Origin of the sequence: Corynebacterium occultum (assembly GCF_009734425.1) — a bacterium.
Classification (GTDB): domain Bacteria; phylum Actinomycetota; class Actinomycetes; order Mycobacteriales; family Mycobacteriaceae; genus Corynebacterium; species Corynebacterium occultum.
This window is the reverse complement of sequence record NZ_CP046455.1, coordinates 2324530-2345566: the sequence shown is the minus strand read 5'-3', so window position 1 is coordinate 2345566 and position 21037 is coordinate 2324530. Positions and strand designations below refer to the sequence as shown.

General features: G+C 62.3%; 18 protein-coding genes and 2 tRNA genes. 9 read left to right on the top strand and 11 right to left on the bottom strand.

Features of this window, described 5'->3' with window-relative positions; translation table 11 throughout:
• Positions 1-24: 24 nt before the first annotated feature.
• Complete coding sequence (locus tag COCCU_RS10775; protein ID WP_197088346.1) at positions 25-567, bottom strand: CAP domain-containing protein; 543 nt, start codon at positions 565-567, stop codon at positions 25-27.
• A gap of 274 nt (positions 568-841) precedes the next feature.
• Here COCCU_RS10775 and COCCU_RS10770 point away from each other — a divergent pair, with 274 nt between their 5' ends.
• Positions 842-1999, top strand: coding sequence for an acyl-CoA dehydrogenase family protein (locus COCCU_RS10770; RefSeq protein WP_156231509.1), 1158 nt, complete (start codon positions 842-844; stop codon positions 1997-1999).
• Positions 2000-2044: 45 nt separating this feature from the next.
• On the opposite strand, the gene COCCU_RS10765 is transcribed toward COCCU_RS10770, so the two are convergent.
• From COCCU_RS10765 to pepN, 5 genes are all read right to left on the bottom strand, one after another.
• Positions 2045-2371: a WhiB family transcriptional regulator gene (locus COCCU_RS10765; protein ID WP_231598942.1), complete on the bottom strand. Its 327-nt coding sequence runs from the start codon at positions 2369-2371 to the stop codon at positions 2045-2047.
• Between the two features lie 402 nt (positions 2372-2773).
• The gene (locus COCCU_RS10760; RefSeq protein WP_231598744.1) at positions 2774-3130 is read right to left on the bottom strand and encodes a MarR family transcriptional regulator; all 357 of its coding nucleotides are present in this window, start codon (positions 3128-3130) and stop codon (positions 2774-2776) included.
• A 711-nt stretch (positions 3131-3841) separates the two neighbouring features.
• Positions 3842-4117 carry a hypothetical protein gene (locus COCCU_RS10755; protein WP_156231507.1) on the bottom strand — a complete coding sequence of 92 codons (276 nt, stop codon included), beginning with the start codon at positions 4115-4117 and terminating at the stop codon, positions 3842-3844.
• Positions 4118-4594: 477 nt separating this feature from the next.
• The gene (locus COCCU_RS10750; RefSeq protein ID WP_156231506.1) at positions 4595-5074 is read right to left on the bottom strand and encodes a hypothetical protein; all 480 of its coding nucleotides are present in this window, start codon (positions 5072-5074) and stop codon (positions 4595-4597) included.
• Positions 5075-5222: 148 nt separating this feature from the next.
• Entirely contained in the window at positions 5223-7817 is a 2595-nt protein-coding gene (pepN, locus tag COCCU_RS10745) for an aminopeptidase N (protein ID WP_156231505.1), read from the bottom strand.
• A gap of 126 nt (positions 7818-7943) precedes the next feature.
• On the opposite strand from pepN, the gene COCCU_RS10740 reads away from it, so the two are divergent.
• The 3 genes from COCCU_RS10740 (at position 7944) to COCCU_RS10730 (ending at position 9609) form a co-directional block, all read left to right on the top strand.
• Positions 7944-8561, top strand: a complete 618-nt coding sequence (locus COCCU_RS10740) for a mycothiol-dependent nitroreductase Rv2466c family protein (RefSeq protein WP_156231504.1) — start codon at positions 7944-7946, stop codon at positions 8559-8561.
• A gap of 179 nt (positions 8562-8740) precedes the next feature.
• Positions 8741-9010: a hypothetical protein gene (locus tag COCCU_RS10735; RefSeq protein ID WP_156231503.1), complete on the top strand. Its 270-nt coding sequence runs from the start codon at positions 8741-8743 to the stop codon at positions 9008-9010.
• 125 nt (positions 9011-9135) lie between these two features.
• Positions 9136-9609 carry a ribose-5-phosphate isomerase gene (locus tag COCCU_RS10730; RefSeq protein ID WP_156231502.1) on the top strand — a complete coding sequence of 158 codons (474 nt, stop codon included), beginning with the start codon at positions 9136-9138 and terminating at the stop codon, positions 9607-9609.
• A 122-nt stretch (positions 9610-9731) separates the two neighbouring features.
• Here the strand turns inward: COCCU_RS10730 and COCCU_RS10725 are convergent, their stop codons facing one another.
• Together COCCU_RS10725 and COCCU_RS10720 are read right to left on the bottom strand one after the other, a co-directional pair.
• On the bottom strand, positions 9732-11063 hold the full coding sequence (locus COCCU_RS10725) for a hypothetical protein (RefSeq protein ID WP_156231501.1): 1332 nt from the start codon (positions 11061-11063) through the stop codon (positions 9732-9734).
• 254 nt (positions 11064-11317) lie between these two features.
• Entirely contained in the window at positions 11318-12079 is a 762-nt protein-coding gene (locus COCCU_RS10720) for a DUF1542 domain-containing protein (protein WP_156232800.1), read from the bottom strand.
• 254 nt (positions 12080-12333) lie between these two features.
• Here COCCU_RS10720 and COCCU_RS10715 point away from each other — a divergent pair.
• The 5 genes from COCCU_RS10715 (at position 12334) to COCCU_RS10695 (ending at position 15582) form a co-directional block, all read left to right on the top strand.
• Positions 12334-12408 (top strand) — tRNA-Gly (locus COCCU_RS10715).
• A 203-nt stretch (positions 12409-12611) separates the two neighbouring features.
• Positions 12612-12685: transfer RNA gene (locus tag COCCU_RS10710), tRNA-Pro, on the top strand.
• A gap of 59 nt (positions 12686-12744) precedes the next feature.
• A complete protein-coding gene (tig, locus tag COCCU_RS10705; protein ID WP_156231500.1) occupies positions 12745-14094 on the top strand; it encodes a trigger factor in 1350 nt (449 codons plus the stop codon).
• Positions 14095-14325: 231 nt separating this feature from the next.
• On the top strand, positions 14326-14925 hold the full coding sequence (locus tag COCCU_RS10700) for an ATP-dependent Clp protease proteolytic subunit (protein ID WP_156231499.1): 600 nt from the start codon (positions 14326-14328) through the stop codon (positions 14923-14925).
• A 30-nt stretch (positions 14926-14955) separates the two neighbouring features.
• On the top strand, positions 14956-15582 hold the full coding sequence (locus tag COCCU_RS10695) for an ATP-dependent Clp protease proteolytic subunit (RefSeq protein ID WP_156231498.1): 627 nt from the start codon (positions 14956-14958) through the stop codon (positions 15580-15582).
• A gap of 168 nt (positions 15583-15750) precedes the next feature.
• On the opposite strand, the gene COCCU_RS10690 is transcribed toward COCCU_RS10695, so the two are convergent.
• The 3 genes from COCCU_RS10690 to benC all read right to left on the bottom strand — a co-directional run bounded on the left by COCCU_RS10690 (position 15751) and on the right by benC (position 21018).
• Complete coding sequence (locus COCCU_RS10690; RefSeq protein WP_197088345.1) at positions 15751-18408, bottom strand: helix-turn-helix transcriptional regulator; 2658 nt, start codon at positions 18406-18408, stop codon at positions 15751-15753.
• Between the two features lie 187 nt (positions 18409-18595).
• Entirely contained in the window at positions 18596-19426 is an 831-nt protein-coding gene (locus COCCU_RS10685) for a 1,6-dihydroxycyclohexa-2,4-diene-1-carboxylate dehydrogenase (protein WP_156231496.1), read from the bottom strand.
• Positions 19423-21018, bottom strand: a complete 1596-nt coding sequence (benC, locus tag COCCU_RS10680; RefSeq protein WP_156231495.1) for a benzoate 1,2-dioxygenase electron transfer component BenC — start codon at positions 21016-21018, stop codon at positions 19423-19425. The genes COCCU_RS10685 and benC overlap by 4 nt, the downstream gene beginning before the upstream one ends.
• Positions 21019-21037 lie beyond the last annotated feature (19 nt).

The window sequence follows — 21037 nt, the reverse complement described above, 5'->3', positions numbered from 1 at the left end:
CCTTCGAAGTTGTTCCTCCTAGATCTACCAGATCAGCTGCTGGGTGACATAGATGTTGTCGTCTGCGGAGATGGCCGTGCCGAAGCCACACTTGGTGTAATCCTCGTTGAGTATGTTCGCCCGGTGGCCGGGGCTGTTGATCCTCATGTCCACGATGACCTCCGGGCTGACCTCAGGGTTGTTGTGCACGACGATGTTCTCAGCGACGTTCCAACGGTCATTGTGCTGGAAGTTGGAGGCGGGGCGACCGCCGATCTCATCATCTGCCATCACCCTGGACCAGGTGCGGGACTGCCTGGCGAGGGTGTCATCAGCCTTGACCGGGGGCACTCCGTTCTCAATGCGGTAGGCATGGGTCAGATCGAGCAGCTCCTGCTCGTAGGCAGTCAACTCGGTCTCAGCTTCGAGGGCGACACTTGGGCTGGGCTGACTGCGCGGGGTCTGCTCGCTGGAGGAGCTGGCGGAACTGGAAAGCAGTGCTGGGACGGCTGCGGAAGCAGGGGCTGCATTCAGGCCGAGGAGAAGAGCTACGGCCAGGGGAACGGCAACTAGTGCGGTGTTTTTCATGGAGTGCTCCTTCTTGGAGGCCAGCGCTTCAGCAGCTGCTGGCGAAGGTGTCCTGGGTTCCCCTCCCCCTTGGATTCCCATCAGTTCCCGGAAGCGGTTCACTTATATTGTAAATAATTAATATTATCTTTGGAATAGAAGGTGAGATCATCCACAAATGAAACCTGGATCCATGACGCTGGCAATTGAGTCACGGGTCACGTTATAGTCAATTAATGCTTTTAAGCAGCGGAAATACTGCCTGGAAGCCTCTGAAAACAACGAAGGATGATGCATGAGCACTATTGAGAATCTCCTCCCCGAAGAGCTCCTGGAGACCCTGCGGGACCGTGCCCCCGGCTATGACGAAGAAAATTCCTTCTTCCACCGGGACCTGGCGGACCTGAAAAAACTCGGCTACCTCCAAATGCTGGTGCCCACGGAATTCGGGGGCCGGGGATTCACCCTCGCCCAGGCAAGTCAGGCGCAGCGACGTCTGGCCCAGGCTGCTCCGGCCACCGCACTCGGCATCAATATGCACCACGTGATCCTGGGGATGGCCTACACCCTCTGGCTGCGGGGCGATCAGCGTTTGAACTGGGTTTTTGAGGAAGCCATGGCCGGGGAGATCTTCGCCTTCGGTATCTCCGAAGCCGGCAATGATGCGGTCCTCTTCGACTCGGTCTCCACCGCCCGCAGGGTTACGGAGGGCTACCGGATCTCGGGCACCAAGATCTTCACTTCACTTTCCCCGGTCTGGACCCGACTCATGGTCCACGCCCAGGTTGAGGGCGAAGACACACTGGTCTTCGGCTTCTTGGAACGGGAGGCGGAAGGAATCACCATCAAGGATGACTGGGACACCCTCGGCATGCGTGCCTCCCAGTCCTGCACCACCATCCTGGATGAGGTACCGCTGAACACCGAACGGGTGGCCACCCACACTCCGCTGGGGCCCAACCCGGACCCGGTGGTCTGGGGTATCTTCGGCACCTTCGAACTGCTACTGGCCTCGGTGTACACCGGCATCGGGGAGCGGGCGGTGAGCCTGGCCTGCGAGATCGTCGCTAAGCGCCGCTCTCATGTGAAACAGGCACCTTATGCCCATGACCCGGACATCCGCTGGCAGATCGCCTCCGCCGGGATCCTCATGGACGGTGTCATCCTGCAGCTGGAGAAATTAACCGCGGATGTGGACGCGCTCGGCACCGACCGGGACCCGAACTACGGTGCACAATGGTTCCTGCACTTCTCCGGGGTGAAGGGGAGGGCTACCGAGGCAGCGAAGGAAGCGGTGGAGCTGGCGGTGCGCACCACCGGCGGTGCGCAGTACTTCCGCAGCTCCGAGCTGCAGCGCCTCTACCGGGATGTCCTCGCCGGGCTCTACCACCCCTCCGACAATGAGTCCCTGCACGCCGCCTACGCCAAAGCCCTGCTGGGGCCGGCCAGCTAGCACCTGCAGGGTCTGGGATCCCCGGGCAGTGTGGGCATCGTGAGGTCAGGATGCCCGGAGGTCGGTGAGCCGGCCTCCGGTAGTGAAATAGTCTGCCCAGTTCTCGATGTGGGGGTTATGTCGTAGGATGGCGCGACGTTGCCGCTCGGTCAACCCGCCCCACACCCCGAATTCCTCCCGGTCATCCAATGCGGTGGCCAGGCATTGGGTGCGTACCGTGCAGGGTCGACAGATGGCCGCAGCCTGGCGTTGCTGGGCCCCGCGGACAAACAGTTCATCGGGATCACCCCGGCGGCAGGTGGCCTGCATGATCCACTCTTCACGTTCATGGGGCACATCCTGACTATCTGCCCTGGCAGGTTCTCGCCACATGGGAGCCGCACGTTGGTGATCGAGATAGAGCGCTGTTGTCATCGTAAGATTGTTCCTTCTCAAAGACCCACCCAGAACCCGGTTCTGCTCTGGGCACACACAGCCTATTGATCCGGCGGTCCAAATGTCTATGGAACCTTCCCCAAAAGTCATATCTCCCATAAGTCACCCGCTAATGGGGGGGGGATAATCCCAGCTCAAAGCCCCTAAATATAGGGGCACAGTGAGGGGGGGTGCGCCGCTTGGTGCTCCTTTAGGGAAACGCTTAAACGGGGGAGATGATCAATACATATCTCACATGGGGTGGCTGCGGTGGAGGAGGTGGTAATAAGGTGACTCCAGGACCCAGCACCAACGCGAGATGCAAGCCCCCTGTGCTGATCACATGCGCAGGAACTCTGGTCAGTCCTCCACCAGGGCAGCCACGGCCTCCAGGGCCTGCACGTGGCTGGCCAGTGATTCAGCACCGCGTGCCGTCAACGACACCCACACGCTGCCCGGGCAGCGGGGTGAGCGATACTCACGGCCTTGAGAAACATAACGCTGCACCTGCAGTGTGCTGAGATGGGCAGAAAGAACGTCCTCATCACACCCCACCAGATCACGCAGGACGGACAACTTCATTTCCCGGGCGGGCCCATCACCCTCGACGGCACCCGCGGACTGCAGCGCCACACAGATCTTCAACCGGTCCAGAGGGTGGATTACCGGATCAAGGGAAATAGGACCGGAGTTGTCCGGGTCTGACTGAGTGCTCACAGCCGTCTCCCCAGCGTTCGGAGGGCGTAGCTGAGATGGACGGCGGCGATCATGCCGACAAGGACGACCATCCAGCGAGGCCCTGCAGGTAAGGCGGAGGCAGCCACAGGCCACAGGAAGAGACTATTGGTAAGTAACCATTCTTTTAGTACATCATTATCCCCTCGCTCCACCGACTGCCAGGGGCGCAGGCGACGGTAAGGATGAAACAGGTACCTGCGAAGCAGGACTCCTACGGCGCCCATCAGCGCCAAGACCCCCATCCCCCAGAAGAAATAGTCCCCTACCCAGAAACACACCACCACCAGAAACAGAGCGGACAGGGTGGCCTGTGCCCAGGGATTGGGATGCCAGGAAGTGGCTGAGCGTAGGTGTTCGATGACTGCGAGAGAATGACGGGCGTCTTCGGGGGAAACGGGGAGGCTTTTGCCGGGAGAGCGAGGTGCGGGTTGTGCAGTGTTATCCAACTAAAAAATCATGATTCCGTCCAGTGCGGCAAATAATGAATCGACAGTGAAGTCTTTTGAGCCCAAGGTCGGTGTGACCCACCACACTACCCTAAATGGGGGGGCCGCTGGCGTCGGGGCCAAGACGGGAAGGGCGTAAGCCCTTAAGGATCACGATTTGACGGGGGTGTTGTGGGTCGCCGGTTCCCTCAGAAGCTCCCTTTGACGGGTGGAGGAGCAGGGCTGCGCAGTTAGCCGGTAACTATCAGTGACTCGGGGAAGTCCGGGATTGCTTCCCCGGCCGGTGGGAGATGATGCTGCTCTCGGTGAGGATGCGAACCAACCCTTGAGGGCATGCGATGTGGGCCTGCGCCAGGGTGGTCCACCCGTTGGCGAGAATAAAACCGGTCGCCTGGGTGATATAGGACATTTCCTTCCAGGTGTCAGGGAAGTTTTGTTGCGCGAGGACTTTCACGCAGCGAAAAAGTTCCTGAGCCTCGGGAGAATCGAAGAGATCGGTGTCGGGGTCGATGCTGTGCATGATTCTTTTCTTTTTAAGCCATCAGGGTTTTTCTCACGCACCGGCCACCACAAGGGGGACCACAACGTCGGAAACACGCGAACACCACCCAGTCAGGTGGTGCTGTCGGGCAGGGATGAGGGGTGGGTTTTTAAAAGTCGATGAGTCTGCCACCGGGCAGTAAAGTAAGCTGCCCGGTTACCGACATCGGTGGGGGCACGGAATAAGGCGAGGCTCTTGGCCAACCCATCCCCGAACTCCTCTCGGGGATTCAGGGCGGTGGCCAGACAGTATTGTCCTACCGGGCCAGGCCCGGACAACGTGGATCCACCCCTCAGGAAATCTGGATAAGGCATCAATTTTCATTAATAAGTAATGAGATTATTCTTTCATTGCCCCGAATGTCGACCCGACACCTTTAAAAGTATTACAACCCCATGCTTTCCCAATGTATGGCGAGGGTCGCGGCAAATTGAAGTGGGTGCACCGCCCCCGTGTCTAGTGCGTGAGCTGGTCGATCAGCTCGTCGACCACCGCATCACCGCGGTAAAGATCAGGGCAGAAATATTCAACCAGTGCGGGTACCACCCGGGCATCCTGCTCACTTCCCGACCAGATATAGGCCTGACGCATCGACTCTTTCAGCACTGCCGGATCATATAGGTCAGGATTATCCTGGCCTGCCAGCACGCAGGCCAGCCAGCCGGCCCTGGCGATTTCTTCCGGGCTGAGGCTGGCGACCTGTGTCCCCGGAAACCGGTTCAAGATAGCGGCCGCGGCAGCTTCCTGATCCCTGGTGATCCCCCCATCCCCTACGGGGTCGAAACTGTCTGCAATAGTATCGCCGGGCGCCGAGGGGAATGCTAACGCCGTGGACGGTGTGGTCATCGCCGGAGTTGAGGAGTCCGCGGGGGCGGCACAGGAGGTCAGTGTGACCGTCAGGAGGGCTGCCGCTAAGAATTTATCAATTTTCCGCACGGCTCAACCATAGACTTTGACTGCCCCCTAAAATGGGGGCATGTCTCACCAGTCCCACTGGGATGGCCTGCACGCAGCGCGTTGTGGATCAAGCGCGGGTAGCAGCTGAGGCAGGAAAAACCTCCCTCAGCGCTCCCTTGAGGGGGTGTCAGGCGGCATCTACCACCCGGTTGTTCAGGGCGCGCTCCACGCGGGCGCGTTCCTCTGCCATCAGCCGCAGCAGACCTGCGGGGTGCTGGCCGGACAGGAAACGCTCAGCACTGTCCAGGGAACGGGGGGTGATATCCCAGGAGGGGTAGATCCCGCTCAGGGTGGTCAGCGCCAGCTCAGAGGACCACTTCTCCCAGATCGCCGGGGCCAGCTCGAAGACAGACTCATTGAACTGTTCCAGGTGCGGAGCAGAACCGGTGAAGTTCAGGCCCTCCAGCTTGTGGCGCACCGCCAGGTTCGAGAGCTCATGATCGAGATTGACCAGTTCAGCGAAGATCTTCGCCTTATTCTCCGGGGTGTTGATCGCCGCCTCCGCCCGCAGCGCAGCCTGCTCCCCGGAGGCGGAACGGTCCCGGCTGCGTTCCGTGGCGATGGCCTTGGCCGGATCCTCGATCTCATCGTGGGCGATCAGGGCGGTCAGGGCCCACCAGCGCAGATCCGCGTCCACGGTGAGGTTGGAGTTTCCATCGGCCAGGATCTCCCGGAAGAATCCCAGGGAATCTTCGGTCAGTGTCATCTTGGCCAGTGCCTGGGTGAAGATCAGGGCGCGTTCCGAATCCTCCCCACGGGCACCTTCCAGCAGGGCCTGGTTGAGGATCTCCCTGCCGTTCCCCTCCGCCCAGTCCGGGTCGGCGTAGCTCTTCCACGCCTGGGCGGCCTGGTTGAGGATGCGTTCCAGGACAGCGTGCTCGGTCTCGGCATGGGCGCCCCGGGCCACCAGGGAGATGAAGTCCCGGGCCTTCATGTGCCCACCCCGGGTGGCTTCCCAGGCTGCGGACCAGCACAGGGTGCGGGCCATGGGGTCCTCGACCCGGGCAATATTTTCCACCACGAAGTTGCGGGACTCATTATCGAGTTCCATCAGGCAGTAGGTGAGGTCATCATCGTTGACCAGTACCAGATCAGCGGCCTCGATCCCGACCAGCTCGGGCACCGCGGTGGATGCCCCCTCAATGTCGAGCTCGACCCGCTTCGTGCGGGAGACGCGGCCGTCGATAAGCGAGTAGAGGCCGACGGCGATGCGGTGGGTGCGCAGCTCACCGGCACCTGGTTCCGCACCACTCTGGGTGATGCTGAAACGGGTGTACTTCCCTCCCTCGACCTCGAAGTCGGGGGAGAGGCGGTTGATGCCGGTGGAACGCAGCCACTGATCGGCCCAGTCACCCAGGTCGCGACCGGAGGTGGACTCCAGGGCACCGAGCAGATCATCGAAGGTGGCGTTGCCCCAGGCGTGGGTGGCGAAGTGGCGGCGCACCCCGGCCAGGAACTCCTCCCGACCAACATAGGCCTGCAGCTGCTTGAGCACGCTGGCACCCTTGGCGTAGGTGATGCCGTCGAAGTTCTGCTCCACCGTCTCGATATCGTGGGCATCCGCCGAAATCGGGTGGGTCGAGGGCAGCTGATCCTGCTGGTAGGCCCAGGACTTCTCCACATTGGCGAAGGTCACCCAGGCGGTGTCGTACTCGGTGGCCTCGGCCTGGGAGATGGCGGCCGACCAGGTGGCGAAGGACTCGTTCAACCACAGGTCATCCCACCACTCCATGGTCACCAGGTCACCGAACCACATGTGCGCCAACTCATGGAGGATGGTCTCCGCGCGACGCTCATACTTGTAGTGGGTTGCCTTGGAGGAGAAGACGTACTCATCCCGGATGGTCACACAACCGGCATTCTCCATCGCGCCCATGTTGTACTCCGGGCAGAAGACCTGGTCGTATTTGCCGAAGGGGTAGGCCATGCCGAAGTTGGCGTGGAAGAAGTCGAAACCCTGCTTGGTCTCGGTAAACAGGCGCTGGGCGTCCAGATGCTTCGCCAGCGAACGACGGACATAAAGACCCAGCGGAACCTCAAGCTCATGGGGCTGATCCACGGGGGTTTCCGCATGATGGGTCAGCTTCCCGCGCCAGGTGTCATGGACCTCGGTATAGCGGCCCGCACAGACCGCCACCAGGTAGGTGGAGATCGGGGTGTCCACCCGGGAGGTGTGGGTGGCATGCTCCTCGCTGAAGTGGGTCTGCTGCGGGGCGTTGGAGATAACCTTCCAGTCCCGGGGGGTGTGCACCTTCAGACCGTAGGTGGCCTTGAGATCGGGTTGGTCGAAGCAGGCGAAGACCCGCTTGGCATCGGCGGTCTCGAACTGGGAGTAGAGGTAGACCTCATTATCGGCCGGGTCGACAAAACGGTGCAAGCCCTCACCAGTGCGGGAGTAGGGGCAGGTGGCCACCACCTCCAGGGTGTGGCGGCCCGGGGTCAGCCCCTGCAGGGCGATGCCGTGGGTGTCGTCATAACCTTGGCTGTCCAGGGGCACCGCGGACTGCCGGATGTCCCGGCCATCCAGTCGCACCCCGTCGATCCGCTTGGCCCGAAGGTCGATGAAGGTGTCACCGGCCTCCTTGACCTGGAAGCTGACCACGGTGGTGGAACCGAAATCGCTCTCCCCCTGGTTCAGATCCAGGGTGATCTCATAGTGATCCACCGAGAGCAGCGTCGACCGGGCCTCAGCTTCGGCGCGGGTGAGGTTGATAGAGGTCATGAAAACTCCTTGTGGTTTCGACATCCGGAAATCGGGTCGGGGTAGGGACACTGACACAAAGCCTAATCCGCGCCTACGCTGGGAGGTGATAGCTGTTTCTCTCAACAAATCAAGGAAAGGCCCTTAATGTCTGAAAATGTGACCTTCTGGTTTGACGTCACCTGCCCCTTCGCGTGGCAGACCTCCCGCTGGATCAAGGAGGTCGAGAAGGTCCGCGACATCACCGTCGAGTGGACCCCGATGTCCCTGGCAGTGCTTAACGACGGCCGCGACCTCCCCGCAGACTACCTCGAGCGTATGAAGGCAGCCTGGGGCCCGGCCCGCGTCTTCGCCGCGGTCAAGGCCCGGGAGCCGGAGAAGGTCGACGAGCTCTACACCACCCTCGGCACCATCCTCCACGCCGATGGCGAAGCCGGTAAGGGTGACTTCGGTGCCTATGACGAGGTCATCGCCAAGGCCCTGGCGCAGGTCGGCCTGGATGCCGGGTACGCGGAGTACGCCAATACCGATGAGTGGACCGAGAAGCTGAAGGAGTACCACCAGTCCGCACTGGATTCCGTCGGCGATGAGGTGGGCACCCCGGTGGTCAAGCTGGGCGACACCGCCTTCTTCGGCCCCGTGATCACCCGAGTCCCCCAGGGTGAAGAGGCCGGCGAGATCTTCGACGCCTCGGTCCGACTGGCCCAATACCCCTACTTCTTCGAGATCAAGCGCACCCGCACCGAGGGTCCGCAGACCCGCTAGGTCTTCGGCGCTGAACCATGTGTCCCCGATCCCTGGGCCATCCCCGGGGCTGTTTCTGCAGCCCCCGATGACCTGGGGGTCCGGTGTTTTGGGGGCATGTCCCTCGGTGGCTCCCCGGACTAGGCTGGATAACCAGGGGAAAGAATCTCCGGACCTCCCCCTGGCTAGGAAGTTCCATCATGTTGAGCACCACCATCATCGCCTCCGTCATCGCCTTTTTGGGCGGCGTGGCGGCCTATTACACCTGGAAAGAAAACCGCGGTCTCTCCATAATCTGTGGTGCCCTCGGCACGCTTGCCGCCGCCATCGCGGTGGTGCTGGCCTTCATCGGTACACTGATGCTGATCATGAAGATCATCCCGATCCTGCTGCTGGTGGGAATGGTCTGGCTCTGCTGGTACCTGTTCACCCGCCGCAACTCCCGGGCGGAGAAGGTGGACATCACCTAAGAAGAGGTCCCGGTTTGTGTGTCCCGGATGCCACGCAGCCCCCTCGGAATCCCAGCTGTGCTGGGAGCTCACACGCGCCCCCTGAGAATACCGAACTCTCAGGTTCAACAGGTTAGACTTGAACCATGCGCGTTTATCTTGGGGCGGACCACGCCGGATTTGAAATGAAGAACATCATTGCCGAGCACCTGAAGAACCAGGGACACGAGGTCATTGACTGCGGAGCGCACGTCTATGACGCACTCGATGACTACCCTGCCTTCTGCATCGAGGCAGCCACCCGCACCGTCAACGACCCGGGTTCCCTGGGAATCGTCCTCGGCGGTTCGGGCAATGGCGAGCAGATCGCCGCGAACAAGGTCAGGGGTGCCCGTTGCGCTCTGGCCTGGTCCCCGGAGACCGCCCGCCTGGCGCGGGAGCACAACAACGCCCAGCTGATCGGCATCGGTGGCCGCATGCACTCCGAGGAGGAGACCTTGGCCATCGTCGATGCTTTCCTGGATCAGGAATGGTCCCGTGAGGAGCGCCACCAGCGCCGCATCGACATCCTCGCCGACTATGAGCGCACCGGTATCGCCCCGGCCCTGCCTGAGAACTAGGAATAAGCACTAACACTCCCAGGATTTTCAGCCGCCTGCAGTCTGGAGTGGGGAAAACGGCCCTTAAGCATCTGATATGAGGTGCTTAAGGGCCGTTTTCCCCACTCCCAGCATCATCCCTTTCAAGGAGCAACCGGGATGTCCAGGCCCACCAGCACACCGAGTTGGGGAGTGCTCTCCGACCACACCCGGCCACCATGCTGCTCCGCAACGGACTGCAGCATCGGTGGATACTCCACCTCCGGGTGATCGGAGGACTGTCCCTCATCGTGATATCGCAGCCAGAGGCTCATGATCCGTTCCCCCTCCCCACTCCGGAAAGCGGTACCGAACTCCACCTGCCCGGAACCCTGACGTGAGGGGCGGGGGAAACTGTGGGCCACCGCATTCAGCGCGAGGCGCAACTGCTCCGGATTCGCCGAAATCTGCTGGCCGGTCGCGGTGGAAACCAGACGGATCTCCTGCTCATTGTCCTGGCGGATGCGCTGCACCAGCTGCCAGGTCAACTCCCCGGAGTCCACCCGCAGCTGCTCCCCGGAAGCCCCCGGTTGCATCATCTTCGACAGCACGGCCAGGGAGTCCGAGGCCTGCCGCAGCTGTTGCACCGGTTCCGCCAAGGCGGGTTGGTTATGGGCGACATTGCCCAGATGGCGCAGCGGGGCCTGCATGCGGCGGTTGGTGTGGACCAGGGTGGCACGGTAGATGGCGTTCGGATCCTCATCCCCGGCCCTCGTCTCCGGCTTATCGACGTCCGACTGTTGGGGCCGCCAAGGGCGCCGCCACCCCAGCAACAGGGCCAGGATCAGGGCCGGCAGTGCGGCAACACCCAGCACCATGGTGCCGGCGGTGCGCAGCAGCTCCAGGGTCTGATCCAGACCCACCATGTCATTGTCGGTGTGGTGGAGCACCACGAAAGCTGCCGGTCGGGGATCCTCCGGGCTGCTCAGATGCACCTTTCCCCAGTACACCGGTGCAGCCTCCGGACTCTCGGGGTGGATGATTCCAGCGGCATCGGGGGAGCCCTCGATGGTGGCCAGCAGTGGGGAATCCGGTTCCAAGCGGCGGGCGGAATCCCCGCGGTTCATCTGGATCAGACGTCGGTCAACTATTCCCACCACCGCCTCATCGGGGCCGGGGATCCGGGTGGAGAGGTAGACATCCAGCAGCCGGGTGCTGGAACCGAAGGAATTCGAGGTCCGCGGATCCACGGCAGTTTCACTGAATTCGACGAACCGCTCCATCTCCTGCTCCACCACCGCATTCGCCTGCTCATTAACCCGCTGCAGCAGGGATTCCCGGGCCACCAGATAGGTGGCAGCCAGGGCGGTGGCGGTGACCAGCAGGATCGCCAGGAAAATGCCGATCCGGGAAACCGGAAGAAAACCGAGCGCAGTGCTACGGCGCTTATGCCACACCGGGGTGTGGTGGGCACTGCCCGAAAGCTGCTCGCTCATGTGGATCGGGAACCTCTTTTCTGACTCTGCTGACTTTAGTAGTACCCCACAGCATCCGGCGCCAAGATGAAATGAGGGTGTTTCCGGAATGAGATATTTTTCATGTCGGTGGTGCCAAAGCGACAGTGGCCCACCCCCTGGACCATCAAGGGGGGCGCCGAAAAGAAAGAACACCGGTGCCGAGGGGAAAATCCCGGCACCGGTGTGAGACTTCAAGGTGTGAAGGCTGGGGGAGGGGGTGCTCCGCTGTGCGGCTAGAAGTCGAAACCGAAGTCGCCGAAACCGTCGAAGAGTCCGCCGCCGTCGCCACCGTCCATGCCACCCATGTCCTCGCCACCACCCATATCTTCGCCGCCACCCATGTCCTCGGCACCGGCCTCGCCACCCTCACCGGCAGCCAGGCCGTCCTCATAGCCTTCTCCGTAGCCGGACTCCCAGTCCTGGGCGCCGTAGCCCACACCGGACATGCCGGTGAACATCATGGAGAACATCATCATGGAGCTGGCGGTCCACATGCCCGAAGCCAGGGCACTGGCCCACCACGGGGAGGAGTACCAGCCGGCCGGCACCGGGCGGCCGGCGACATTGCCACCGGGGTAGTAGTTCGGGGTCTCATCGGAAGCCGCCGGGGAGGCAACCAGGGTCTGGCCCTCATGGTTGATCTCGCGGCGTTCGGTGACCTTGCCGGCATTGCGCTGACCCTCGAGCAGTGGCAGCTCCGGCCCCGCGGTCATCCCCATGATCTCCCGGGCGGCGTTCATGTAGTGCAGTCCCTCAAGAGCGGACTCGCGGGCCAACTTGGCCTGCTGCACCGAGTTTGCGTTGGAGATCTGGGAGGCGGCGGCGTTATAACGCTCGGAGGCATCCGCGACGGCCTGGGTGGAGGCGGTGTCATTGCCGGCGATGCTCAGCACCTGGGAGCCGAGTCTTTCGATCCAGCGGCGGGCATCAGCGCGGGCGTCCTCCATCTGACGGGCCTGTTCCACCTCCTGCTGCTGCTTCTTGTTGCGGTTCATGAAGTAGGCGGCGGCGATGCCACCCACGATGAGGATAAGAAGTAGTTCCACGAGATTCTTCACTCCGTTGCCGATGGTGCAGCTCCCCGGCTGGCGGACCGGGACGATGCGGGTTTCTATAGATGCAACGCTACAGGCGGCGAAATAGTTCCGGGTGAAAATCTTGGTGAGGCCCGGTGGTTTTCTCTTTCCGGGGAACTTGGGCTAAACTGCTCAACGCACACCGCGACCGCTTTAATCGGTCCTGGTGCAGTGGGAATGTCGTATAGTGGCTAATACCTCAGCCTTCCAAGCTGAAGACGCGGGTTCGATTCCCGTCATTCCCTCCAAGCTCTGAAACACCGGCATCGCAGATGAACAACATCTGCGGTGCTTTTTTGTTGCGACTTTCCCGGGCTCAACTATTTTGGAGACATTTCCCCAGCTCAGAGGGGTCTCTAAAGCTTTAAGGTGCCCCAATGTATCCACGTTTTTGCACAACCCGCTAAACTTTGTCATCGTATCCACTACTGCAGGAATGCAGTGGCGAATACGGGGCGTGGCGCAGTTTGGTAGCGCACCTGCTTTGGGAGCAGGGGGTCGCAGGTTCAAATCCTGTCGCCCCGACGTATGGGCCATCCGGTCCTAGCAGACGAAATTTCAATTTGTATCCAGGAGAGTGACTCGTGAAGAGTTCCGTCGAGAAGCTGAGCGACACCCGCGTGAAGCTCACGGTTGAGGTCCCGTTCGAGGAGCTCGGCACCGAGATTGAACAGGCCTACAACGCACTCGCGCAGCAGGTGTCCATCCCCGGTTTCCGTAAGGGCAAGGCACCTCGCCAGCTTATCGACGCACGCGTCGGCCGCGGTCCCATCCTGGAGCAGGTTGTCAATGACATGCTGCCGAGCCGCTACGAGCGTGCTTGCCAGGAGAATGAGCTGGTCGTTCTCGGCCAGCCGAATATTGACATCACCAAGATCGAGGACAACGAGTTCGTCGAGTTCACCGCTGAGGTCGACATCCGCCCCGAGTTCGAGGTGCCGGACTTCTCCGAGATCTCCGTCGAGGTCCCGGCCGTCAAGGTCGACGAAGAGTCCGTCAACGAGGAGCTGACCAAGCTCAGCGAGCGTTTCGGTGAGCTCAAGGACACCAAGCGCAAGATGAAGACCGGCGACTTCGCCATCATCGACATCAAGGCCACCGTCGACGGCGAGCTCGTCGAGGAAGCCTCCACCGAGGGCCTGTCCTACGAGATCGGCTCCGGCGATCTGATCGACGGTCTGGACACCGCACTGCGTGGTCTGAAGACCGACGAAGATGCTGAGTTCACCACCACCATGGCGGCTGGCGAGCACCAGGGCAAGGAAGCCACCATCAACGTCCACGTGGTCCAGTCCAAGGAGCGCAAGCTGCCGGAACTGGATGATGAGTTCGCACAGCTGGCCTCTGAGTTCGACACCATCGAGGAGCTCCGCGAGTCCACCAAGTCCCAGGTGGAGGAGTCCAAGAAGAACCAGCAGGCCGCCGCCATCCGCGACCAGGTCCTGGAGAAGGCACTGGGCGAGGCTGAGTTCGCACTGCCGGAGAGCATCGTCGACGAGCAGGTTCACGCACAGCTGCACCAGCTGCTGGGCCAGATGGCTCATGACGACACCGCACTGAACTCCGTGCTTGAGGGCCAGGGCACCACCCGCGAGGAGTTCGACGCCCAGACCCGCAAGGACGCCGAGAAGGCCGTCCGCACCCAGCTCTTCCTGGACACCCTGGCAGAGCAGGAAAGCCCGGAGGTCTCCCAGCAGGAGCTCACCGATCACATCCTGTTCACCGCCCAGAGCTACGGCATGGATCCGAACCAGTTCGTCCAGCAGCTGCAGCAGTCCGGTCAGATCGCGAACCTCTTCGCTGACGTTCGCCGTGGCAAGGCCCTGGCCTCCGCCATCTGCCGCGTCTCCGTCAAGGACGACGAGGGCAATGAGATCGACCCGAAGGAGTTCTTCGGCGAGGCCGAGGATGACGTTGAGGTCGCCGAGGATTAATTCCCGGCCATCATGATGTTGTGAAGGGAGGGTCCGGCTTAGACGCCGGGCCCTCCCTTCCGCATTGTCCGGGATAGTGTGCCGCTGGGCCGCGGACACCTGCATCTCAGCAGCTGAAAGTGGGTTCCGCCCGAGGATTCGACGCTGACAGCGAACAGAGCGGCGTTCTCACTTAAGTGGCAGGTAACCTTGAGAACATCGACCAAAAGAAGAATCTAGGAGTTGTATTCCATGACTGATCAGATCCACATGACGTCCCCGGGTGCCGGGGCCGGATTCGGCACCGACATCTTCGACCGCCTGCTGCGGGAGCGGATCCTCTTCCTCGGTAGCCAGGTTGATGATGAGATCGCGAACAAGCTCTGCGCCCAGATTCTCCTGCTCTCCGCGGAGGATCCGACCCGCGATATCTCGCTCTACATCAACTCCCCGGGTGGTTCGGTGACCGCTGGCATGGCGATCTACGACACCATGAAGTACTCGCCCTGCGATATCGCCACCTACGGCATGGGTCTGGCCGCCTCCATGGGCCAGTTCCTGCTTTCCGGTGGTACCAAGGGCAAGCGCTACGCCCTGCCGCACGCCCGCATCATGATGCACCAGCCTTCCGCCGGTGTCGGTGGCACCGCAGCTGACATCGCCATCCAGGCGGAGCAGTTCGCCCAGACCAAACGTGAGATGGCTAAGCTGATCGCTGAGCACACCGGTCAGACCTTTGAACAGATCACCCAGGACTCCGACCGTGACCGCTGGTTCACCGCCGAGCAGGCCAAGGACTACGGTCTCGTCGACCATGTGGTCACCCTCGCCGAGGGCCCGATCAGCAACTAGGCACACGAAGTATCAAGGAGAAAATAGAACATGAGTAACGGATTCCAGATGCCGAGCTCCCGCTACGTGCTGCCTTCCTTCATCGAGCAGTCGGCTTATGGCACCAAGGAGACCAACCCCTACGCCAAGCTCTTCGAGGAGCGCATCATCTTCCTGGGCACCCAGGTCGATGACACCTCCGCGAATGACATCATGGCGCAGCTGCTGGTGCTGGAGGGCATGGACCCCGACCGGGACATCACCCTCTACATCAACAGCCCCGGTGGTTCCTTCACCGCACTGATGGCCATCTACGACACCATGCAGTACGTCCGCCCGGATGTGCAGACCGTCTGCCTCGGCCAGGCCGCCTCCGCAGCTGCCGTGCTGCTGGCTGCCGGTGCCCCCGGCAAGCGCGCCGCCCTGCCGAACGCCCGTGTGCTGATCCACCAGCCCTCCACCCAGGGCACCCAGGGCCAGGTTTCCGACCTGGAGATTCAGGCCGCTGAGATCGAGCGCATGCGCAAGCTCATGGAGAACACCCTCTCCGAGCACACCGGTAAAACCCCGGAGCAGGTCCGCATCGACACTGACCGTGACAAGATCCTCACCGCTGCTGAAGCTCTCGAATACGGCATCATCGATCAGGTCTTCGACTACCGCAAGCTGCGCGTCTAGACCTTCCCCAGGAAGAGCGCCGGATTAGATTTAGCTGACCGAACTCAACCACAATGCAACAAGGGCCACGCCCCGGCACACCAGAAAGTGTGCTGGGACGTGGCCTTTTTGTCGGCCTGCGGCAAGGGGGGTATCGATAAGCCGCTGCCAACCCTGCCCCTCCCCGGCCTAGAGTTCGCGCAGCACCCTGGGCAGCTCATTGCGGGTCCGCACACCCAACTTCCGGTACACCCGGGTCAGGTGGTACTCCACGGTTTTCGCGGAAAGGAAGAGCTCCCTGGCGACTTCTCGGTTGGTGGCGCCCTCCGCAACCAGCTTCGCGATCTCCTGCTCCTGGGGGGTCAACCCCCCGGCCCCGGTGGTGCGGGTTCCCAACCCGCCAGCGCGACGCTCCCGGTTACACCGGTTGACGAATTCGGTGGCACCCATCGCCTCGTAGACCTCGCCGGCGCGGGTGAAGATCTCATCGGCCTGGCGACGTCGACCCAGGCGACGGAGTACCCGGCCATATTCATAGAGGATGCGGCTCTGGTAGGAGGGCATCGCCAGGGATTCAATCTGCTCCAGGGATTGATCGAAGACCTTGATGCCGCCTTCGATGTCACCGCGCTGCATGAGGATACCTGCCCGCGGCACCCCCAGTTTTGCCTTGATGGAGGCGATGTTGGAACCGGCGGCGATCTCCTCTGCTCGGGAAGTCACGGCATCGGCTTCCTCAATCTTGCCGGCGTGCAGCAGCTGCTGCGCCCACACATCCTCCCAGGGCCAGAACCCGGGCTGGCTGATATTGGTTTCCGCATTGATGGACTCAAGTGCGCGACCTGCCCGCATGGCGGAGGACATGTCATTGTCGAGGCTGGCCAGCAGGAGACGGCACATGGCGGAAGGAACCCGCTGCAGGACGAAGGCATCGTGACTGAAGGTCAACCGGTTGACGTAGCTGCGGGCCAGCTCCCGTTCACCGCGGTAGGCGGCGATGGAGGCGCCGGTCCACAGCAGCAGGGGTTCCAGGAAGCGGATGCCATAGCGTTCGGCACGGGCCAGACCACGTTCCACCGCCCGGACCCCGGACTCCCATTCGCCGAGCACGAAGTAGGTGCGTGCCAGCCAGGCATCCATCCAGAGGGAGATACGTTCCGAACCTTCCGCCCCGGAATAACCCTGCAGGCGCTGTCGGGCGGCCACCGGGTCGTCGTGGACCAGGGAGAGCCAACCCAGGGCCATGTTGCGGCGTTGCGCCAGAATGGGGGTTTCCCCGGGCAGGGGAACATCATCGGGCACCCTGCCCTGGACGGCACCCTGGCCGATCAGTGAGATATAACGGGCCTCCAGTTGGGTGGGGGAGCCGGGCAGGGCCCACTCGTCGGTGATTTTTGCCCAGGCGATCAGATTCTCGGGTTCCCAGCTGTTCAGACTCAGCAGCACCTTGCGGGAGGCAACCCGGGCCCGCATGGAGCGATCCTGACTGTCGGCGTCCTCCAATGTCTGCCACGCCCGGTTGATATGTCCCTTGGCCTCGGAGAAGCGCCCCTCATGGAGTGCCAGGTAACCGCGCATGGAATCGACCTTGACATCCCGGGAGTCATGCCCCAGGGAACCGGCGTAGAGCCGGGCCTGCGGCAGGTCCGAGGCGGCGATCAGAGCCTCGATGCCGCTGAGGTGGCGGTCATGGGCATCCTCCGGGCGGGAGGAGATCTGGGAGGAGAGTTCATAGGCACGGGCAGCCCGCCGCCAATGTCCGGAGGCACCCAACTCCAGGCCACGCTGGGCGATGGCTTCGGCGGTGTCGTCATCACTACCGCGGGCACCGAGTGCCTGGTGCTTCAGAGCGGAGTCCTGGTCGTGGTGTTCCAGGTAGAATCTGGCGGCCTTCAGATGCAGCTCCGAAGACTCCAGGGGGCCGGTTCCGGTGCGCACCACCGCAAGATCGGTGGGATGGGTGAAGGTGAGGTGATCCACGCCATAGCGGGGTAGCAGCTCCAGCAGCCCGAGGGACACTGCGGTGTCAATGGTTTCCCCGGTCGGGTCATCAGCCAGATACTGCAGCAGTTCTGAGGTGCCGCCGTCCGGGAGAATCGCGCAGGAGGTGAGCACCTTATTGAGTGCGGTGTCCTCCGCGTGGGCACCGATCCGGCGCAATAGTGCGGCACGCCAGGTGTTGGGCACCGGGATCTTCGGGTCATGGTTGCGCCAGTGGTCGGCGGGGGCGGCCTGGAGAACCTCCCGGATCCGGTTGGGGCGGCCACCGGTGAGATCCCTTAATTCGGCGGCGGCGAAGGGAGCCAGGTGGGCGCCCACGGTGGTCAGGGCAAAGGCCCGGACATCCTCGACATCCATCGGAGGGATGGTCAGCGCCACATCCGCCATCTCACGGAGATCATCCGTGTTGGGACGACCGGCGGAGACCTCGGTGTCGGAGGCGGTGAACAACAGGGCCAGTCGGCCGTGCTTCATGGTTGCGGCGGTTTCAATCAGTGCCCGGAGGGAGGTCTGATCCGCCCAGTGAACATCATCGACCACGATTGCAGTGGTGGCCCCCTCCACATCAACCAGGGAACGCAGATCTCCTTCGTGGTTCGCCCGGTCGAGGATGTGCTGCAGCAGGGAACCTTCGTTATCAGCCCGCCAGGACAGCGCGGTGACACGCACCCCGGACCAGCCGGGCAGGTTCTTCACCAGTTCTCGGGCGAAGCTGGATTTGCCGGCTCCGCCGGGACCGGTGATGACGCACAGTACGCCATTGCCGGGTTCCAGATCCCGGACCATTTCCGTGACCTTGCGGAAAGCGGAACTGGAGGCGTGACGTGGGGAAGGAGTCAGGTACACAGGCCCGACCATACTCCGGAAGTTCGGTTGGTGAAAGGCAACCCCCTCAACAACCTCTGATGCATCCCCCGGGATTCTGGGCCCAGTTGGTTGCCCGGGATCTGCGGGGTTGCCGCGTGGGCACTGGGAGCCCGAAAGCCCCGCCCATGGTGGGCGGGGCTTTCGGGCGGTGAGATGACGGAGGGGGTTAACCCTGGTCGCCACCAGCCACCGGGAGGACGGAACCGTTGATGTAGCTGGCCTCCGGGGAAGCCAGGAACACGATCGGTGCGGCCTGCTCCTCGAGGGTGCCATAACGCTTCATCAGGGAAGAGTCGATCGTCTGGTCGACGATCTCCTGGTACCAGGCCTTGGCCTGCTCACCTTCCGGACCCGGACCGCGGGCGACGCGGCGCTCCGGGGCGAGGGTGCCGCCCGGGGCGGTGGCGACGACCCGCACATTGTGATGTGCGGCTTCCTTCGCCAGTGCCCCGGTCAGGGCGTTGACCCCGCCCTTGGCTGCGGCGTAGGGGATGCGGTTGATGCCACCGGTGGCCACCGAGGACACGTTGACGATGGTGCCGCCACCATTGTCGATCAGAGCGGGAAGTTCCGCCCGAACCGACCAGAGGGTGGTGAAGAGGCTGCGGTAGATCTCCTTCTCGATCTCCTCCGGGGCGTAGTGCTCAAAGGGCTTCGCCCAGATGGTGCCGCCGACGTTGTTGATCGCGATGTCGATGTTGCCGAACTTTTCCTTGGCTGCGGCGACCATGGCCTCCGCACCCTCCCAGGTCTCCAGGTCCGCGGTGGCGGAACCGACCTTGACTCCGGTGGCGGTGCCCAGTTCGGTGGCGAACTCGTGGACCAGCTCAGCGCGGTCGACGAGGAAGACATTGCCACCCTCGTAGGCCACCCGCTGGGCCACGGCCTGGCCGATGCCCTGGGCTGCGCCGGTCACCAGGACGTTGAGGCCCTGGTAACGGTTGGGGGTGAAGAGGTTGGGGGCTTCGTTGAGACCCTCTCCGACGGGTGCACTCACTTTTCGGTAACCTCCAGCGCACCCTTCTCAGCCTGCTCCACGATCGCGGAGTCCATGGTTGAGATGGCGTGCTCATTGTGGTTGCGGACCAGTTCGCGAAGCTTGTCCTTGTCCCCGTTACGCATGGCCTCAATGATGTCGTGGTGCTCCTGGGCGATGTTGGGCTGCATCCAGGTGGTGTTGGCCAGACGCTTGCGCATCACATCAACGATGTTGAGGTTGCGGTACGCGGCCAGCAGCTCCGGGTTACCGGTGCGCTCGAAGAGGTACTCGTGGTACTCGTTGTTGGCCTCGGTGTAGGCGACCGGATCCAGCAGCTTCTCACCGTCGATGAAGGAGTTGGCCTTGTTGGCCAGCTCGGTCATGTGCTTGAAGTCATCCTCATCGAGGGTGTCGATGGTCAGCTCGACGGCACCGAGCTCAAGCGCCATGCGCGCGTTGAACTGGGCGTGGGAGTCAGCCTTGGCGTTGTGGATCTCGCCGGTCTCGATACCCGGGGTGGAGATGGCGACCCCGGAGCGGGCGGAATCGCCCTCGCCGGCCTCGGAGCGCTCCACAGTCATGTTGAGGCTGTCGTTGGAGCCGGCAGCGGAGGAGAACTTCTCGTAGTAGAAGTTCTGCGGGGGGTTCTCCTGCTTGTTCAGGAACTGGCGGACGGCCTCCACCATCGGCGGCGGGCCACAGAGGTAGACGTCAGCTTCACCATTGTGGAGGTGCTCGTCGGTCATGTGATCGGTGACGAAGCCCTTGTGGGGGTGGTCGGACTCCGGGTCGGAGACCACGGTGAAGTAGTCGAAGTCGGGGAGACGGGTCTTGAAGGCGTCCAGCTTCTCCAGCTCAACCAGGTCGTAGTCGAAGGTGGCGCCGTAGATGAGGCGAACCGGGACGTCGAGCAGTTCATCCTCGGAGAGCTTCTCCAGGATGGACATGACCGGGGCCAGGCCGGTGCCGCCGGCGAGCAGCAGGATCGGGTCAAGCGGCTCACGGAGGAAGAAGGAACCCATCGGGCCGGTGAGGTTGAGGCGGTCGCCGACCTTGGCCACATCGGTGAGGTACTCCGACATCAGACCACCACGGGTCAGCTTCACCAGGAAGGTGACGACGTCATCGGAGGGGCCGGAGGAGAAGGAGTAGGAGCGGTGGTCATCCCAGTCCGGTGCGGAGATGTTCATGTACTGACCGGGCAGGTAGTTGAGCTTGTCGCGCTCCTCGATCTTCACCGAGAACTTCACGGTGGACTCGGAGAGTCGCTCCAGGGTCTCGATGGTGCCGAGCAGGGTGGAAGCGCCGGTCTTGGCCAGGACCGAGGTGGTGGCGATCTGGACCACCATGTCGGTCTTGGGCTTGGTCTGACAGGTCAGGATGTACCCTTCAGCGAATTCCTCGTCTGAGAGTGCATCTTCGATGAACTCTCCTTCGTCGAAGTCGCCTGACTCGCAGAAAGATTTACAGGTGCCGCAGGCGCCGTCACGGCAGTCAAACGGAATGTTGATGCGTGCCTGGTAGGCGGCATCTGCGACGGTCTGATCCTCTTCGCAGTCAATGAAGCGTGTAACGCCGTCTTCAAAGGCGAGAGCAATCTGGTGGGTCATGAAGGGAACCTCCTGGTAG

Coding starts and splice junctions, on each gene's coding strand:
- COCCU_RS10775 (WP_197088346.1), bottom strand. CDS start 567: ATGAAAAACACCGCACTAGTTGCCGTTCCCCTGGCCGTAGCTCTTCTC.
- COCCU_RS10770 (WP_156231509.1), top strand. CDS start 842: ATGAGCACTATTGAGAATCTCCTCCCCGAAGAGCTCCTGGAGACCCTG.
- COCCU_RS10765 (WP_231598942.1), bottom strand. CDS start 2,371: ATGTGGCGAGAACCTGCCAGGGCAGATAGTCAGGATGTGCCCCATGAA.
- COCCU_RS10755 (WP_156231507.1), bottom strand. CDS start 4,117: ATGCACAGCATCGACCCCGACACCGATCTCTTCGATTCTCCCGAGGCT.
- pepN (WP_156231505.1), bottom strand. CDS start 7,817: ATGACCTCTATCAACCTCACCCGCGCCGAAGCTGAGGCCCGGTCGACG.
- COCCU_RS10740 (WP_156231504.1), top strand. CDS start 7,944: ATGTCTGAAAATGTGACCTTCTGGTTTGACGTCACCTGCCCCTTCGCG.
- COCCU_RS10735 (WP_156231503.1), top strand. CDS start 8,741: ATGTTGAGCACCACCATCATCGCCTCCGTCATCGCCTTTTTGGGCGGC.
- COCCU_RS10730 (WP_156231502.1), top strand. CDS start 9,136: ATGCGCGTTTATCTTGGGGCGGACCACGCCGGATTTGAAATGAAGAAC.
- COCCU_RS10725 (WP_156231501.1), bottom strand. CDS start 11,063: ATGAGCGAGCAGCTTTCGGGCAGTGCCCACCACACCCCGGTGTGGCAT.
- COCCU_RS10720 (WP_156232800.1), bottom strand. CDS start 12,079: ATGAACCGCAACAAGAAGCAGCAGCAGGAGGTGGAACAGGCCCGTCAG.
- COCCU_RS10700 (WP_156231499.1), top strand. CDS start 14,326: ATGACTGATCAGATCCACATGACGTCCCCGGGTGCCGGGGCCGGATTC.
- COCCU_RS10695 (WP_156231498.1), top strand. CDS start 14,956: ATGAGTAACGGATTCCAGATGCCGAGCTCCCGCTACGTGCTGCCTTCC.
- benC (WP_156231495.1), bottom strand. CDS start 21,018: ATGACCCACCAGATTGCTCTCGCCTTTGAAGACGGCGTTACACGCTTC.